12 protein-coding genes and 2 pseudogenes are annotated in these 15,280 nt (G+C 71.9%); 12 read left to right on the top strand and 2 right to left on the bottom strand.

The window, feature by feature from the left end; all coding sequences use genetic code 11:
* Window positions 1-9: 9 nt before the first annotated feature.
* From ACH4NX_RS27570 to ftsH, 3 genes are all read left to right on the top strand, one after another.
* Window positions 10-2,496, top strand: coding sequence for a [protein-PII] uridylyltransferase (locus ACH4NX_RS27570; protein WP_398129041.1), 2,487 nt, complete (start codon window positions 10-12; stop codon window positions 2,494-2,496).
* A 173-nt stretch (window positions 2,497-2,669) separates the two neighbouring features.
* Window positions 2,670-4,220, top strand: coding sequence for a signal recognition particle protein (gene ffh / locus ACH4NX_RS27565; RefSeq protein ID WP_351398188.1), 1,551 nt, complete (start codon window positions 2,670-2,672; stop codon window positions 4,218-4,220).
* A 119-nt stretch (window positions 4,221-4,339) separates the two neighbouring features.
* On the top strand, window positions 4,340-6,286 hold the full coding sequence (ftsH, locus tag ACH4NX_RS27560) for an ATP-dependent zinc metalloprotease FtsH (protein ID WP_351398190.1): 1,947 nt from the start codon (window positions 4,340-4,342) through the stop codon (window positions 6,284-6,286).
* A gap of 9 nt (window positions 6,287-6,295) precedes the next feature.
* On the opposite strand, the gene ACH4NX_RS27555 is transcribed toward ftsH, so the two are convergent.
* Both ACH4NX_RS27555 and ACH4NX_RS27550 read right to left on the bottom strand, forming a co-directional pair.
* Window positions 6,296-6,895 (bottom strand): hypothetical protein, encoded by a 600-nt coding sequence (locus ACH4NX_RS27555; protein ID WP_398129040.1) that lies wholly within the window; start codon window positions 6,893-6,895, stop codon window positions 6,296-6,298.
* 108 nt (window positions 6,896-7,003) lie between these two features.
* Complete coding sequence (locus ACH4NX_RS27550; RefSeq protein WP_351398194.1) at window positions 7,004-7,936, bottom strand: SAM-dependent methyltransferase; 933 nt, start codon at window positions 7,934-7,936, stop codon at window positions 7,004-7,006.
* Window positions 7,937-8,607: 671 nt separating this feature from the next.
* Here ACH4NX_RS27550 and ACH4NX_RS27545 point away from each other — a divergent pair.
* The 9 genes and pseudogenes from ACH4NX_RS27545 (at window position 8,608) to lepB (ACH4NX_RS27505) (ending at window position 15,176) form a co-directional block, all read left to right on the top strand.
* On the top strand, window positions 8,608-9,204 hold the full coding sequence (locus ACH4NX_RS27545; protein WP_279561947.1) for a hypothetical protein: 597 nt from the start codon (window positions 8,608-8,610) through the stop codon (window positions 9,202-9,204).
* 241 nt (window positions 9,205-9,445) lie between these two features.
* Window positions 9,446-9,865 (top strand): 30S ribosomal protein S16, encoded by a 420-nt coding sequence (gene rpsP / locus ACH4NX_RS27540; RefSeq protein WP_279561948.1) that lies wholly within the window; start codon window positions 9,446-9,448, stop codon window positions 9,863-9,865.
* A 2-nt stretch (window positions 9,866-9,867) separates the two neighbouring features.
* Window positions 9,868-10,107, top strand: coding sequence for an RNA-binding protein (locus tag ACH4NX_RS27535; RefSeq protein WP_003973401.1), 240 nt, complete (start codon window positions 9,868-9,870; stop codon window positions 10,105-10,107).
* A 261-nt stretch (window positions 10,108-10,368) separates the two neighbouring features.
* Window positions 10,369-10,947: a ribosome maturation factor RimM gene (gene rimM / locus ACH4NX_RS27530; RefSeq protein WP_351398197.1), complete on the top strand. Its 579-nt coding sequence runs from the start codon at window positions 10,369-10,371 to the stop codon at window positions 10,945-10,947.
* Window positions 10,947-11,780 carry a tRNA (guanosine(37)-N1)-methyltransferase TrmD gene (trmD, locus tag ACH4NX_RS27525; protein WP_351398199.1) on the top strand — a complete coding sequence of 278 codons (834 nt, stop codon included), beginning with the start codon at window positions 10,947-10,949 and terminating at the stop codon, window positions 11,778-11,780. The genes rimM and trmD overlap by 1 nt, the downstream gene beginning before the upstream one ends.
* Window positions 11,781-11,916: 136 nt before the next feature.
* Window positions 11,917-12,267: a 50S ribosomal protein L19 gene (gene rplS, locus ACH4NX_RS27520; RefSeq protein WP_030041016.1), complete on the top strand. Its 351-nt coding sequence runs from the start codon at window positions 11,917-11,919 to the stop codon at window positions 12,265-12,267.
* 45 nt (window positions 12,268-12,312) lie between these two features.
* Window positions 12,313-13,014: pseudogene (gene lepB, locus ACH4NX_RS27515) on the top strand (signal peptidase I); the annotation flags it as partial.
* Between the two features lie 193 nt (window positions 13,015-13,207).
* A pseudogene (gene lepB / locus ACH4NX_RS27510) lies at window positions 13,208-14,290 on the top strand (signal peptidase I); the annotation flags it as partial.
* Window positions 14,184-15,176 (top strand): signal peptidase I, encoded by a 993-nt coding sequence (gene lepB / locus ACH4NX_RS27505; RefSeq protein WP_351398204.1) that lies wholly within the window; start codon window positions 14,184-14,186, stop codon window positions 15,174-15,176. The pseudogene lepB (ACH4NX_RS27510) and the gene lepB (ACH4NX_RS27505), both read left to right, overlap by 107 nt.
* Window positions 15,177-15,280 lie beyond the last annotated feature (104 nt).

Here is a 15,280-nt window from a genome sequence, read left to right as displayed (position 1 = left end):
AGTCGCCGGGTGACGAGTACGGACGTGACGAAAGAAGCGGAGGACTCCGGACCCGGCGGCTACGCGGCGGCCCGGCTGCGCCTCCTCACCGAGGGGGCGCGGTCCGGGCCGCCGCGCCGTACGGCCCTCGCCGAACTGACGGACGACTGGCTGTCGGACCTCTTCGCCGCGGCGAGCCCCCCGCCCCGGGGCGTCTGTCTGATCGCCGTCGGCGGTTACGGGCGCGGCGAACTCTCCCCGCGCAGCGACCTGGACCTGCTCCTGCTCCACGACGGCAGCGACGACAAGGCGGTCGCCGCCCTCGCCGACCGTCTCTGGTACCCCGTCTGGGACCTCGGCCTCGCCCTCGACCACTCCGTCCGCACAGCGGCTCAGGCCCGGAAGACCGCGGGCGAGGACCTGAAAGTCCAGCTCGGCCTCCTGGACGCCCGCCACCTCGCCGGCGACCTGGGACTGACCGCCTCACTGCGCACCACCGTCCTCGCCGACTGGCGCAACCAGGCACCCAGACGCCTCCCCGAACTCCAGGAACTCTGCGCCGGGCGCGCCGAACGCCAGGGCGAATTCCAGTACCTGCTGGAACCCGACCTCAAGGAGGCGCGGGGCGGCCTGCGCGACGCCACCGCCCTGCGCGCCGTCGCCGCCTCCTGGCTGGCCGACGCCCCGCGCGAGGGCCTCGCCGACGCCCGGCGCCGACTGCTCGACGTACGCGACGCGCTCCACCTGGCCACGGGCCGGGCGACCGACCGGCTGGCGTTGCAGGAGCAGGACCAGGTGGCGGCCGAGCTGGGCCTGCTGGACGCCGACACACTGCTGCGGCAGGTCTACGAGGCCGCGCGCGTCATCTCGTACGCCGGCGACGTCACCTGGCGCGAGGTGGGGCGCGTACTGCGGGCGCGCTCCGTGCGGCCGAGGCTGCGCGCCCTGCTGGGCGGCGGCGGGAAACCGGTCGCCGAACGCTCCCCGCTCGCCGAGGGCGTCGTCGAGCAGGACGGCGAAGTGGTGCTCGCCCGAACCGCGCGCCCCGAACGCGACCCCGTTCTCCCGCTGCGGGCCGCGGCCGCCGCCGCGCAGGCCGGGCTCCCGCTCTCCCTGCACGCCGTGCGGCGCCTGGCCGCCTCCGTCCGTCCGCTGCCCGCGCCCTGGCCCGCCGAGGCGCGGGAACAGCTGGTGACCCTGCTGGGCTCGGGCCGGCCCACCGTGGAGGTCTGGGAGGCGTTGGAGGCCGAGGGGCTGATCACCCGGCTCCTGCCCGACTGGGAGCGGGTGCGCTGCCGCCCGCAGCGCAACGCCGTCCACCTGTGGACCGTCGACCGGCACCTGATCGAGACCGCCGTGCGCGCCTCCGGGTTCACCCGCCGCGTCCACCGGCCCGACCTGCTCCTGGTCGCCGCGCTGCTGCACGACATCGGCAAGGGCTGGCCGGGCGACCACTCCGTGGTCGGTGAGACCATCGCCCGGGACGTGGCCGCCCGCATCGGCTTCGACCGCGCGGACGTGGGTGTCGTCGCCACCCTCGTACGCCACCACCTGCTGCTCGTCGAGACGGCCACCCGGCGCGACCTCGACGACCCGGCCACCGTGCGCGCGGTCGCCGAAGCGGTCGGCACGGAGCACACCCTGGAGCTGCTGCACGCCCTGACCGAGGCGGACGCGCTGGCCACCGGGCCGGCCGCCTGGTCGTCCTGGCGCGGCTCCCTCGTCGCCGACCTGGTGAAACGGGTCTCGGCGGTGCTCGCGGGGGACCGGCCGGCGGAGCCCGAGGCCGCCACGCCCACCGCGGAACAGGAGCGGCTCGCCGTCGAGGCGTTCCGTACCGGCGGACCGGTGCTGGCGCTGCGCGCGCAGACCGAGCCGTCGGCCGGTCCCCACCGGGCCGCGGACCCGAGGCAGGCCGCGGCCGCGGAGCGGGCCGCCGATCCGGAGCCGCTCGGCGTGGAGCTGCTGATCGCCGTACCCGACCAGGCGGGCGTGCTTCCGGCGGTGGCCGGGGTGCTGGCCATGCACCGGCTGACCGTCCGCACCGCCGAGCTGCGGTCCCTTCCGCTGCCGGACGGTGTCGAGGGCTCGGTCCTGCTGCTGGACTGGCGGGTCGCCGCCGAATACGGCTCCCTGCCCCAGGCCACCCGCCTGCGTGCCGACCTGGTCAGGGCCCTGGACGGCAGCCTGGACATCGCCGGCCGGCTCGCCGAACGGGACGCCGCCTACCCACGGCGCAGGGGCGTGGAGCCGCCGCCGCCCCGCGTGACGGTCGCGCCGGCCGCCTCCCGGCTGGCCACGGTGATCGAGGTCCGAGCCCAGGACGCGCCGGGGCTGCTGTTCCGGCTCGGGCGGGCACTGGAGGGGGCGGGGGTGCGGGTGCGGAGCGCGCATGTGTCGACGCTGGGGGCGAACGCGGTCGACGCCTTCTACGTGACGCGGGGCGAGGGTGCGCCGTTGCCGGGCGACGATGCGGCGTTCGTGGCCAGGGAGCTGGAGGAGTCGCTGCGGGCGTGACCTTGTGGCCGAGTCCCGCGTTGTCGGGTGTGCTCCGCGCCGATCCTGCTCCGCGCACACGCGGGGCACCAGTCCCCGCCCGCTCTCCGTAACGGGCAGGGACACTTTGCTTGCCGGGCCGGATACCCTGGAGGGCGACCCACACCAACGCCGACGCGAGGACCTACGCCGCCGTGTTCGATACTCTCTCCGACCGCCTGTCAGCCACCTTCAAATCCCTGCGGGGCAAAGGACGGCTGACCGAGGCGGACATCGACGCCACGGCCCGCGAGATCCGCATCGCGCTCCTCGAAGCCGACGTCGCCCTGCCCGTCGTGCGCGCCTTCATCAAGAAGGTCAAGGAGCGCTCCCTGGGCGCCGAGGTCTCCAAGGCTCTCAATCCAGCCCAACAGATCGTCAAGATCGTCAACGAGGAGCTGGTCGGCATCCTCGGCGGCGAGACCCGCCGCCTGCGCTTCGCCAAGCAGCCCCCGACCGTGATCATGCTGGCCGGTCTCCAGGGTGCCGGTAAGACCACCCTCGCGGGCAAGCTGGGCCGGTGGCTCAAGGAGCAGGGCCACTCGCCGCTCCTGGTCGCCTGTGACCTCCAGCGCCCCAACGCCGTCAACCAGCTGAGCGTCGTCGCCGAGCGCGCCGGCGTCGCGGTCTACGCACCCGAGCCGGGCAACGGCGTCGGTGACCCGGTCAAGGTCGCCAAGGACTCCATCGAGTTCGCCAAGTCCAAGGTCCACGACCTGGTCATCGTCGACACCGCCGGCCGTCTGGGTATCGACCAGGAGCTGATGCGGCAGGCCGCGGACATCCGCGACGCCGTCTCCCCGGACGAGATCCTCTTCGTCGTCGACGCGATGATCGGCCAGGACGCCGTCAACACCGCCGAGGCCTTCCGCGACGGCGTCGGCTTCGACGGCGTGGTGCTCTCCAAGCTCGACGGCGACGCACGCGGCGGCGCGGCCCTGTCGATCGCCTCGGTGACCGGCAAGCCGATCATGTTCGCGTCCAACGGCGAGAAGCTCACGGACTTCGACGCGTTCCACCCTGACCGGATGGCCTCCCGCATCCTCGACATGGGTGACCTGCTCACCCTGATCGAGCAGGCGGAGAAGACGTTCAGCCAGGAAGAGGCCGAGAAGATGGCCTCCAAGCTGGCGTCCAAGAAGGGCCAGGACTTCACCCTGGACGACTTCCTGGCCCAGATGGAGCAAGTCCGGAAAATGGGCTCCATCAGCAAGCTGCTCGGCATGCTGCCGGGCATGGGCCAGATGAAGGACCAGATCAACAACCTCGACGAGCGCGACGTCGACCGCACGGCCGCCATCATCAAGTCGATGACCCCGGCCGAGCGCCAGGAGCCGACGCTCATCAACGGCTCCCGCCGCGCCCGTATCGCCAAGGGCTCCGGCGTCGACGTCAGCGCGGTCAAGTCGCTCGTGGAGCGGTTCTTCGAGGCCCGCAAGATGATGTCCCGCATGGCCCAGGGCGGCGGCATGCCGGGCATGCCGGGCGTCCCGGGCATGGGCGGCGGACCCGGCCGGCAGAAGAAGCAGCAGAAGAAGGCCAAGGGCAAGCAGCGCTCCGGCAACCCGATGAAGCGCAAGCAGCAGGAGCAGGAGGAGGCCGACCGCCGCGCCGCCGCCGCGCAGAACGGGGGCGCCTTCGGACTGCCCCAGCAGGGCGACCAGAACTTCGAGCTGCCGGACGAGTTCAAGAAGTTCATGGGCTGACCGCCCGACCGGTTCGCAGGACAGGACCGTACGGCGCTGGGGGCGCCCCTCACCGGAGGGGCGCCCCCAGCGCCGTACACCCACATGCCCGGACGGCTTTCCTGTCGTAACGTCCGGATATGACCAACCCGTCCCCGCCGCGCAAGGCCCCCGAGCCGCCCTGGCGCACCGAGGGCACGCCCGACGAGCCCCCCAAGCCGCCGCCCGGCGGCAGAAGGCCGCGTGGCGGCTGGTGGAACCTGGTCCTGGCCGCGCTGATCGTCTTCCTCATCGCCAACCTCGTGCTCTCCTTCTTCAACGAGGGCGACGAGCCGACCATCTCCTACACGGAGTTCAGCAAACAGGTCGACGAGGACAACGTCAGCAAGATCTATGCCAAGGGCGACGCGATCCAGGGCCAGCTGAAGAAGGCCCGGGACAATCCCGAGGGTGACGGGACGTACACCAAGTTCATGACCGAGCGGCCGACCTTCGCGGACGACCAGCTCTGGAACGACCTGACCGAGCACGACGTCACCGTCACGGCCGAGCCGGTCGTCCAGCAGCGCAGTCTCCTGGTCAACCTGCTGATCTCGCTGGCCCCGATGCTGCTCCTGGTGGTGCTGTGGGTCGTCGTCGCGCGGCGTATGCGGGGCGCCCTGGGTGGCGGGGCCGGCGGCATGCTCGGCCGCAAGGCACCGCCCAGGCCGGTCGAGCTGGAAGCCGGCGAGCCGCGCACCACGTTCGCCGACGTGGCCGGGATCGACGAGGTGGAGGGCGAGCTCAGCGACGTCGTCGACTTCCTGAAGAACCCCGACGCGTATCGCCGCATGGGCGCCAAGATGCCCCGCGGGGTCCTGCTGTCCGGTCCGCCCGGCACCGGAAAGACGCTCCTCGCGCGCGCGGTCGCCGGCGAGGCGGGCGTGCCGTTCTTCTCGGCGTCCGCGTCCGAGTTCATCGAGATGATCGTGGGCGTGGGCGCCTCCCGGGTGCGGGAGCTGTTCGCCGAGGCCCGGAAGGTGGCGCCGTCGATCATCTTCATCGACGAGATCGACACCATCGGCCGGGCCCGTGGCGGCGGCTCCGGGATGGGCGGCCACGACGAGCGAGAACAGACGCTGAACCAGATCCTCACGGAGATGGACGGCTTCTCCGGCGCCGAGGGCGTGATCGTCATCGCCGCCACCAACCGCGCCGACATCCTGGACCCGGCGCTGACCCGCCCCGGCCGTTTCGACCGGGTGGTCACCGTCTCGCCGCCGGACCGGGGCGGCCGGAAGGCGATCCTGGAGATCCACACCCGCGAGATCCCGCTCGCCCCGGACGTCGACCTCGCCCAGGTCGCCCGTACGACCCCGGGCATGACCGGCGCCGAACTCGCCAACCTCGCCAACGAGGCCGCGCTGCTCGCGGTCAAGCGGAAGCAGGACCGGGTGACGCAGGCGAACCTCTCCGAGGCCATGGAGAAGGTCCAGCTGGGCGCCGAACGCCCGCTGGTGATGCCCGAGGAGGAGCGCCGGCGCACCGCCTACCACGAGAGCGGGCACGCCCTGCTGGGCATGCTGCGGCCGGGCGCCGACCCCGTCCGCAAGATCACGATCGTGCCGCGCGGGCGGGCGCTCGGGGTGACGCTGTCGACGCCGGACGCGGACAAGTACGCGTACACGGAGGAGTACCTGCGCGGCCGGATCATCGGCGCGCTCGGCGGCATGGCGGCCGAGCAGGTGGTGTACGACGTCATCACCACCGGCTCGGAGAGCGACCTCGAACAGGTCACCCGGATCGCGCGCGGCATGGTCGGCCGCTGGGGCATGAGCGAGCGGGTCGGCCGGCTCTCCGCCCTCCCCGGCGACGCCCAGCAGGCCTACGGGCCGGCCGCCGCCCCGGGGACCCTCGACGCCATCGACGGGGAGATGCGGCGGGTCGTCGACGAGTGCTACGCGGAGGCCGTCCGCAAGCTGACCGACCACCGGGGGCAGCTCGACGCGCTGGCCGAGGCGCTGCTGGCGAACGAGACGCTGGAGGAGGCGGACGCGTACCGGATCGCCGGGATCACCCGGCCGGCGAAGGACGCCCGGGAGACGTGAGCACCGCTCCTACCTCCGCGAGTACCTCCAGACGTAGGGCTCGCCGTCCCGCTCCTCCCAGTGCACCTCCACGCTCGTGGCGTCCGCGGGGACCAGGTACGTCTCGCAGAAGACATGGCTCTCGCCCTGCTTCCAGCTCCGCACGTCGTACGGGTCCTCGCAGCCCGGAGCGTCGTCCGAGGCGCCGCCGACGAGGACGCCGCCGCGCTGCCCGTCGGCGAAGACCGTGGTGCCGTCGTGCACGTCGGAGCCCTCGGTGAGGGCCGGGCCGCCCTTGTGGGTGTACTCGACGTGAGCGACGGCCAGCACCCTGCCCTCGGCGTCCGCCGCGTCCGCCACAGCCTTCGCGGCCTCCGCCTCCGTGCCGACCTCCACCTTCCGGGCCACGACCTCGTAGGTGACCTCTCCGGGGCCCTCCGCGACCTTGCCCGTCGCGCTCTCGCCCGTCGCCAGGTCGCCGCCCGAGGCCGCCCGGGAGGGAGCGGCGGACACCCCGGGGCTCGCCGGGCCCGTCGCGCCGGCGTCGTCTCCGCCCCCGCACGCGGTGAGGGCCAGGGCGAGGACGGCGACGGGCGCGGCGAGACGCGGCGCGGTCTTGAGGTGCGGCACTACAGGGCTCCCGTACGCAGCTGTGTCTGTTCCCCCGAACGGTGGATCAGATTAGAGGGCCAGGATCCACCGGGAGAAACCCCGCGCACACCCGATCGGAACCGGTCGTCAGGGAAGACGGGCGATCAGGTACCGGAACACGTTCGGCATCCACACGGTCCCGTCCGGCCGCTGGTGCGGATGCAGGGCCTCCGCCAGCTCCTTGTCGACCTGTTCCTGGCCGGTCGCCGCGATGGCCGCGTCGAACAGCCCGGTCGACAGCAGCCCGCGCACCGCGCTGCCGGCGTCGGCGTATCCGAACGGGCACGCCACCCGTCCCGAACCGTCCGGCCTGAGGCCGGCCCGCTGGGCGACCTCCTCCAGGTCGTCGCGCAGGGCGGGGCGCCAGCTGCCCGCGCCGCGCAGCGGGTCCGCGAGTCTGGTGGCCACCCGCAGCACCGACGTCGTGGCGCACCGTTCCGGAGGGCCCCACCCCGCCAGCACCACGGCGGCCCCGCGCCCGGCGAGCGGCGTCGCCTGGGCGAGCAGCTCGCCCAGCCCCTCCGAGTCGCCCGCGAGGCACCCGATGGGCTCGAAGGCGGTCACCAGGTCGAAGGCCGGGGCCGACGGGTCCGCCGCGTCCCGGGGCCTGCCTTCGACGACCCGTGCCCCGTCCGCCCGTGCCCCGTCCGCCCGTGCGCCGTCCACCTGTACGCCGTCCACGCGCGCGCGTGTGTCCCGCGTGTCGGGCGACACGGGATCGCCGGACACTGCGGGAAGCAGCCGTTGCCGCGCCAGGGGCAGGCGTTCCGGGAAGCGGGAGTCGACCCCGGTCACCGCGGCGCCCCGCGAGGCGGCCATCAGCAGGGCCAGGCCGGAACCGCAGCCCAGACCCAGCATCCGTGTGCCGCCGCCCACGTCCAGTCGCTCGTAGACGGCCTCGTAGAGCGGTACGAGCATCCGCTCCTGGATTTCGGACCAGTCACGCGCGCGTGCACCTGGGTCCACACGAGGCGTCGTCCCCGAGTGGGATGAGTGCTGCCGCACGAGCGTAGGTGTCATAGGAAAGCGCCCCAATCGCCGAGTGTTGCCGCTGTGCCCGATTCCGTGGCCCCCGTGCAGTGCGCTCGTACTTCCCCCGTATGCCAGGAAACTCCGGGCTCGCCGTGGCGTCCAGTGGTAGCGGGGGCCGGTTTGCCCGGACCCCGTCCCCGTGGCGAGATTTCACTTCCCGGCAACGTGCGCCTGGCCGCGTGGTACCCCCGGTAGCCCCGTCCCGGCCCCTCCGGCGGATGGCCTGATCGCGCCCCTCGGTGATGACAGCGGGTGGCGGTGGCGCCGACGAGGCGGTTCCGGCCATGGTCGGCGAGCCCGGCGGTGGCCCCGCGGGGACGGGGGCCGACAGGCGGCGGGGCGGTGCCGCACGCCGGCGGTACACCCGGTAACGTCGCACCCGTCGACGCGCCCGATCGGGTGGCGTGCTTCCGGGCGGACGGCGGCCGAAACGCCCCTTGCGCACCCGCGGGTCACACGCCTCCCGGCGCGTGGACAGGGCCTACGCGCCGGCGCGTACGTCGGACTACGCACCAGCTTGGTATGAGCTGTGAGGCTTCTCCGCAGATCAGCGCACCCGCCCTCGTCGGGACGCATCAGCGGCAACTGACGGGTACGTGCAAATTATTTGGGATGCCCCGGAATAGGAACACAGCGGTACTCCGGCTCGTTGTCATTACGTGAGCACGACACCACCTGTTCTCGCCGCAGAGCTGGCGCAGGCGTGGGCCGACATTCAGCGGCACCACACCGAGCTGCCCGATCTTGCCGCGCCCGAGTCCCTGATCGGAGAGTCGTCGTCCGCCTGCGGGCACGAGCTCTCCTTCGAGCGACTGCTCCATGAGGCAGTCCACGGCATCGCCGCCGCGCGTGGAGTACGCGACACCTCCCGCGCGGGGCGCTACCACAACCGACGATTCCTCGCGATCGCCGAGGAGCTGGGCCTCGACCACCCCGAGGAGCCGCATCCGAGCAGCGGCTTCTCACTGGTCACGCTCACTCCCGAGGCGAAGCGCCGCTACCGCCCGACGATGGAACGCCTTCAGCGCGCGCTGAAGGCCCACACCGCCGCGACCGCGACCGACTCCGTCCGGAGTTTCCGCGGTCCGGCCGCCCGGCACGGCTCCTCCGGGGGAGGGGTGCGCGTGAAGGCGGTGTGCGACTGCGGACGCAACGTACGGGTCGTCCCGTCGGTCCTGGCCCAGGCACCGATCATGTGCGGCGGCTGCGGCAAGCCGTTCCGGATTCCGGAGGTGGTCGGCGCGGCGGCGAGCTGACGGTCCGGCTGCTCGTGGCAGCCGGACCCGGGCGCGGTGCCCTCGGTCCGCCGGTCCGCCTCCGGGAGGGCCTCGGTCTGAGGGGCCCGCCCGCGTGTGGCACAATGGCTAGCTGTACTCGACAGTCGCACAGGACCCCTCTCTCCTCCGGCTGACGCGTCCATCGGGCACTCGGGTACCGCAACCCCACGCGGCTCTCTCGCCGTGCCCAATCACGTCAAAACCAGGAGAACCCACTCCAGTGGCAGTCAAGATCAAGCTGAAGCGTCTGGGCAAGATCCGTTCGCCTCACTACCGCATCGTCGTCGCCGACTCCCGTACCCGCCGTGACGGCCGGGCCATCGAGGAGATCGGCAAGTACCACCCGACGTACAACCCGTCGGTGATGGAGGTCGACGCCGAGCGTGTCGCGTACTGGCTGCGTGTCGGCGCCCAGCCGACCGAGCCCGTGCTCGCCATCCTGAAGAAGACCGGCGACTGGCAGAAGTTCAAGGGCGAGCCCGCCCCGGCGCCGCTGCTGCAGCCGGCCGAGAAGTCGGCCCGTCCGACCTTCGAGGCGATCGGTGGCGACGACGAGGGCAAGGGTGAGGCGATCACCCAGAAGAAGAAGGCCGACAAGAAGGACGAGGCTGCCGCCGAGTCCGAGTCGACCGAGGCCTGAGCATGCTCGAGGAGGCTCTCGAGCACCTCGTGAAGGGCATCGTCGACAATCCTGACGATGTGCAGGTCGCCTCGCGCAACCTGCGTCGCGGGCGTGTGCTCGAGGTCCGGGTCCACCCGGACGACCTCGGCAAGGTGATCGGCCGCAACGGCCGCACCGCACGCGCTCTGCGCACCGTCGTGGGCGCCATCGGCGGCCGTGGTGTTCGCGTCGACCTCGTCGACGTGGACCACGTCCGCTGACGCCGAACGCAGCACCGGCTCGGGCCGGGGAGGGCCACTGGGCCGTCCCCGGCCCGTAGTCGTACAGCCGTGACCGTAGGCGTATGCGCGGGGAGCCGGCGCGGTATGCGTCGTGAGCGGGCGTCGCGTGCGTCGTGAATCGGTGTCGTGTGTGCGCCATGACCGGTGTCGTACGTGCCGTGACCGGTGTCGCACGAGCCATGACCGGCGTTGTACGAGCCGTGACCGGTTCGTCGTAGTTCCGACAGGAGATCAAGCACAGTGCAGTTGGTAGTCGCGCGTATCGGCCGCGCCCACGGGATCAAGGGCGAGGTGACCGTCGAGGTCCGCACCGACGAGCCGGAGCTGCGGCTCGGGCCCGGTGCCGTACTGGCCACCGACCCCGCCTCCACCGGGCCGCTCACCATCGAGACCGGCCGGGTCCACAGCGGCCGTCTCCTGCTGCGCTTCGCCGGTGTCCACGACCGCACCGGAGCCGAGGCGCTGCGCAACACCCTCCTGATCGCCGACGTCGACCCGGACGAGCGTCCCGAGGACGACGACGAGTACTACGACCACCAGCTGATCGACCTCGACGTGGTGACCAAGGACGGTGAGGAGGTCGGCCGGATCACCGAGATCTCCCACCTGCCCACGCAGGACCTCTTCGTGGTGGAGCGCCCCGACGGCAGCGAGGTCTACGTGCCGTTCGTGTCGGAGATCGTCACCGAGATCGACCTGGACGAGCAGCGCGCGGTCATCGACCCGCCGCCCGGGCTGATCGACGACCGGGCCGAGATCGCCTCCGCGCGGGACTCCTCGGCGGACGCCCCCGCGGGATCGTCGGAGGAAGAGGCGTGATGCGGCTCGACGTCGTCACGATCTTCCCCGAGTACCTGGAACCGCTGAACGTCTCCCTCGTCGGCAAGGCACGCGCGCGTGGACAGCTGAACGTGCACGTGCACGACCTGCGCTCCTGGACCTACGACCGGCACAACACCGTCGACGACACGCCCTACGGCGGCGGCCCCGGCATGGTGATGAAGACCGAGCCGTGGGGCGACGCGCTGGACTCCGTCCTGGCCGACGGCTACGAGACGGGCTCCGGCGAGCCCGCCCTCATCGTGCCCACGCCCAGCGGCCGGCCCTTCACCCAGGAACTCGCCGTCCAGCTCTCCGAGCGGCCCTGGCTGGTCTTCACGCCCGCCCGCTACGAGGGCATCGACCGCCGTGTCATCGACGAGTACGCGACCCGGATGCCCGTGTACGAGGTGTCCATCGGTGACTACGTCCTGGCCGGCGGCGAGGCGGCCGTACTCGTCGTGACCGAGGCCGTGGCGCGGCTGCTGCCCGGCGTCCTCGGCAACGCCGAGTCCCACCGGGACGACTCCTTCGCCCCCGGCGTCATGGCCAACCTGCTGGAGGGGCCCGTCCACACCAAGCCGCCGCGGTGGCGCGGCCGCGGCATCCCGGACGTACTGCTCAGCGGCCACCACGGGAAGATCGCCCGCTGGCGCCGCGACGAGGCCCTGCGGCGTACGACGGCCAACCGGCCCGACCTGATCGAGCGGTGCGACCCCGGTGCCTTCGACAAGAAGGACCGCGAGATGCTCTCCATCCTGGGCTGGGAACCCGACCCGGAGGGGGAGCCGTACGGCCGGTTTTGGCGTAGGACGCCGGGCGTGGAAGAATAGGGCGCTGTTGTGCGTCCGTCCGGAGCGCGCCCCTGCCACAGGGGGAAACGACGCCCGTCCCGACCCGCACGTCCCAGATTCCGAAACACCTAGTTTCCGTTGATGACCTGTGGCATCAGCGAGGAAAGCAGACGAAATGTCTCACCTGCTCGACTCCGTCGACTCCGCGTCGCTGCGCAGTGACGTCCCGGCCTTCCGCCCCGGCGACACCGTCAACGTCCACGTCCGCGTCATCGAGGGCAACCGCTCCCGTGTGCAGCAGTTCAAGGGCGTAGTCATCCGCCGCCAGGGTGCCGGCGTGCGCGAGACCTTCACGGTCCGCAAGGTCTCCTTCTCCGTCGGCGTCGAGCGCACCTTCCCGGTGCACACCCCGATCGTGGAGAAGATCGAGCTCGTCACCCGCGGTGACGTCCGTCGCGCCAAGCTCTACTACCTGCGCGAGCTGCGCGGCAAGGCCGCGAAGATCAAGGAGAAGCGCGACAACTGAGCGCGCTGAGAGGTCCACGCCGGGGCCGGATAGCATCTGGCCCCGATGGACACCGAAGCACAGCCCACGGAGCGCGACCGCTCCTCCCGCCCTTCCGGCTCCGAGCACCCCTCGGACACGGAGGGCCCGGAGGAACGGTCGCGTTCCGCGTTTGCGGGGCGGATCACGGACTGGGTGCCGGGCGGCCGGATCACCGTGACCCTCCTGACCCTGCTGCTGTTCCTGCTGTTGCTCAGTACCTTCGTGCTACAGCCCTTCCAGATTCCCAGCGGATCCATGGAGCGGGGATTGAGGATCGGCGACCGGGTTCTCGTAAACAAGTTGGCGTACCGTTTCGGTGACCGGCCGCAGCGGGGCGACATCGTCGTGTTCGACGGCACCGGGCTCTTCGGGCAGGGCGACTACATCAAGCGCGTTGTCGGTGTGGGCGGCGACCATGTGGTGTGCTGCGACAGGGAGGGGAGGGTCCGGGTGAACGGCCAGTCGGTCGACGAGTCCGCCTTCCTGTACCCGGGTGACCGCCCGTCCACGGTGCGCTTCGACGTCGTCGTTCCCGACGGCACCCTCTTCGTCCTCGGCGACCACCGGGCCAACTCCAGCGACTCCCGCGACCACCTGGGCTCGCCGGGTGGCGGCATGATCCCCGTGGACGAGGTGATCGGCCGCGCCGACTGGATCGTCTGGCCCTTCGACCACGCGACCCACCTCGACCGGCCCGACGCCTACGCGCGCGTGCCGGACACGGGCGCGGATGCGGACACGGGCCGGCCGGCCGACGTCGCGGACGAACCGACTGCGGTGGCCGAACCGACTGCGGTGGCCGAACCGACTGCGGTGGCCGAACCGACCGTGGCGGCCGAACCCACGGTGGCGGACAGACCGGCCGCGGCGGACGGGCCGGCCGCTGACGCGCACCGGCCCGGGCACGCCGAGGGCGCCGATGGGTAGCCGGGGCAAACCGCGCGGGGCGCCCAGCAGCCCCACGGAGAACCTGCTGCCCACCGGCTCACGGCGCACCGGCGGCGCGTCGTCCGGAGGCCGGTCCCGTGCCGAGCGGCGCAAGCTGCAGCGCAAGGTCAAACGGCGCCGCAGACGCGGCGCGGTCAAGGAGATACCTCTCCTCGTCGGCGTCGCCGTCCTGATAGCGCTGGTGCTGAAGACCTTCCTCGTCCAGGCGTTCGTGATCCCGTCGGGCTCCATGGAGCAGACCATCCAGATCGGTGACCGGGTCCTGGTGGACAAGCTCACCCCCTGGTTCGGCTCCGAGCCGCAGCGCGGGGACGTCATCGTCTTCCGCGACCCCGGCGGCTGGCTGCAGGGCGAGCAGGCCGCCGAGAAGGACGATCCCGTTGTCGTCAAGCAGGTCAAGGAAGGCCTCTCCTTCATCGGCCTGCTGCCGTCCGACGACGAGAAGGACCTCATCAAGCGGGTCGTCGGCGTGGGTGGGGACCGGGTCAAGTGCTGTGACACCCGGGGCCGGGTCACCGTCAACGGCGTACCCCTGACCGAGGACTACCTCCATCCCGGCGACGCCCCGTCCAGGACGCCGTTCGACGTCACGGTCCCCGAGGGACGGCTGTGGGTGATGGGCGACCACCGGTCCAACTCCGCCGACTCCCGCTCCCACCAGCAGACCGACTTCGGCACGGTCTCCGAGGACGAGGTGGTCGGCCGGGCCATGGTGATCGCCTGGCCGTTCGGGCACTGGACCACCCTGGACGAACCGAAAACGTATGCGTCCGTGTCCGACTCGGCCTCCGGTTCGACTGCCGCCCCCCGGCTGTCGCATAGGGTTGCCCCCTACGATCCGAACACGATGATTCGACTCCCGACCCCTGCGGAACTCCCGCTCGTTATGGGAGTGGTGGGCCTGCACCGCGTACGGGGCAGGCGGCGGCAGAAAGTAAGGAGTTGGCGTGGGGGATGTGGCGGTTGGCGCACGGTCCGGACACGACGGCGAGGAGAACCGCGGACGCCCCGTGGAGAGGGCCGGCCCGGCGGCGGACGGCGCACCGGCCTCCGGGCACGACTCCGGGACCGAGGACGGCAGGGTGACGGACGAACAGAGCGGAACGCAGGACGAGGGAGTGGGCGGGACGCCCCCGGCGGCACCTCCCGCGGCCAAGAAGCCGCGCTCCTTCTGGAAGGAGCTGCCGATCCTGATCGGCATCGCGCTGGTACTCGCGCTGCTGATCAAGACGTTCCTGGTCCAGGCGTTCTCGATTCCGTCCGCCTCGATGCAGAACACCCTCACGATCGGTGACCGTGTCCTGGTCGACAAGCTCACGCCCTGGTTCGGCTCGGAACCCGAGCGCGGTGAGATCGTCGTCTTCCACGACCCGGACGACTGGCTGGCCGGCGAGCCGACGCCCGACCCGAACGCGTTGCAGACGGTCCTCAGCTGGATCGGCCTGATGCCGTCCGCGGACGAGAAGGACCTCATCAAGCGCGTCGTCGGAGTCGGCGGCGACACCGTCGAGTGCAAGGGGACCGGCCCCCTCAAGGTCAACGGCAAGGCGCTGAACGAGCAGGACTACGTCTACCCCAACAACACGCCGTGCAGCGTCGACGACCAGGGCGGCCAGTTCAAGGTCGAGGTCCCCGAGGGCTCCATCTGGGTCATGGGCGACCACCGGCAGAACTCCCGGGACTCCCGCTACAACCAGTCGGACGAGCACGGCGGCATGGTCCCGGTGAAGGAGGTCGTCGGCCGTGCCATCGTGATCGCCTGGCCGATGAACCGCTGGGACAACCTGCCGGTCCCCGACACCTTCGACCAGGAGAGCCTGCAGGCCCAGTCGTCGGCCGCCGCCGCGCTGTCGGTCGCGCCCCAGGGGCTCGCCCTCGCCGGGATCGTCCCGGTCGTCTGGTGGCGCCGCAGGCGCGTCGCACCCGCCGAAACCCGCTGAGCGGCTCGGGACCGTACGCCCCCTCCTGAGAAGCAGCCCTTCCAGCCCCTCCCGGGCCAGGCCTCCGGGAGGGGCTGCCCCGTTCGGGTACTGCCGGGTAAGGT

Source organism: Streptomyces sp. NPDC017225 (assembly GCF_044331465.1).
In the GTDB taxonomy this organism is placed as follows: Bacteria; Actinomycetota; Actinomycetes; order Streptomycetales; family Streptomycetaceae; genus Streptomyces.
The sequence above is the reverse complement of the archived record's forward strand: the minus strand, read 5'-3'. Positions and strand labels throughout refer to the sequence as shown.

Coding starts and splice junctions, on each gene's coding strand:
- trmD (WP_351398199.1), top strand. CDS start 10,947: ATGCGGCTCGACGTCGTCACGATCTTCCCCGAGTACCTGGAACCGCTG.
- ftsH (WP_351398190.1), top strand. CDS start 4,340: ATGACCAACCCGTCCCCGCCGCGCAAGGCCCCCGAGCCGCCCTGGCGC.
- ACH4NX_RS27535 (WP_003973401.1), top strand. CDS start 9,868: ATGCTCGAGGAGGCTCTCGAGCACCTCGTGAAGGGCATCGTCGACAAT.
- ACH4NX_RS27550 (WP_351398194.1), bottom strand. CDS start 7,936: ATGACACCTACGCTCGTGCGGCAGCACTCATCCCACTCGGGGACGACG.
- rplS (WP_030041016.1), top strand. CDS start 11,917: ATGTCTCACCTGCTCGACTCCGTCGACTCCGCGTCGCTGCGCAGTGAC.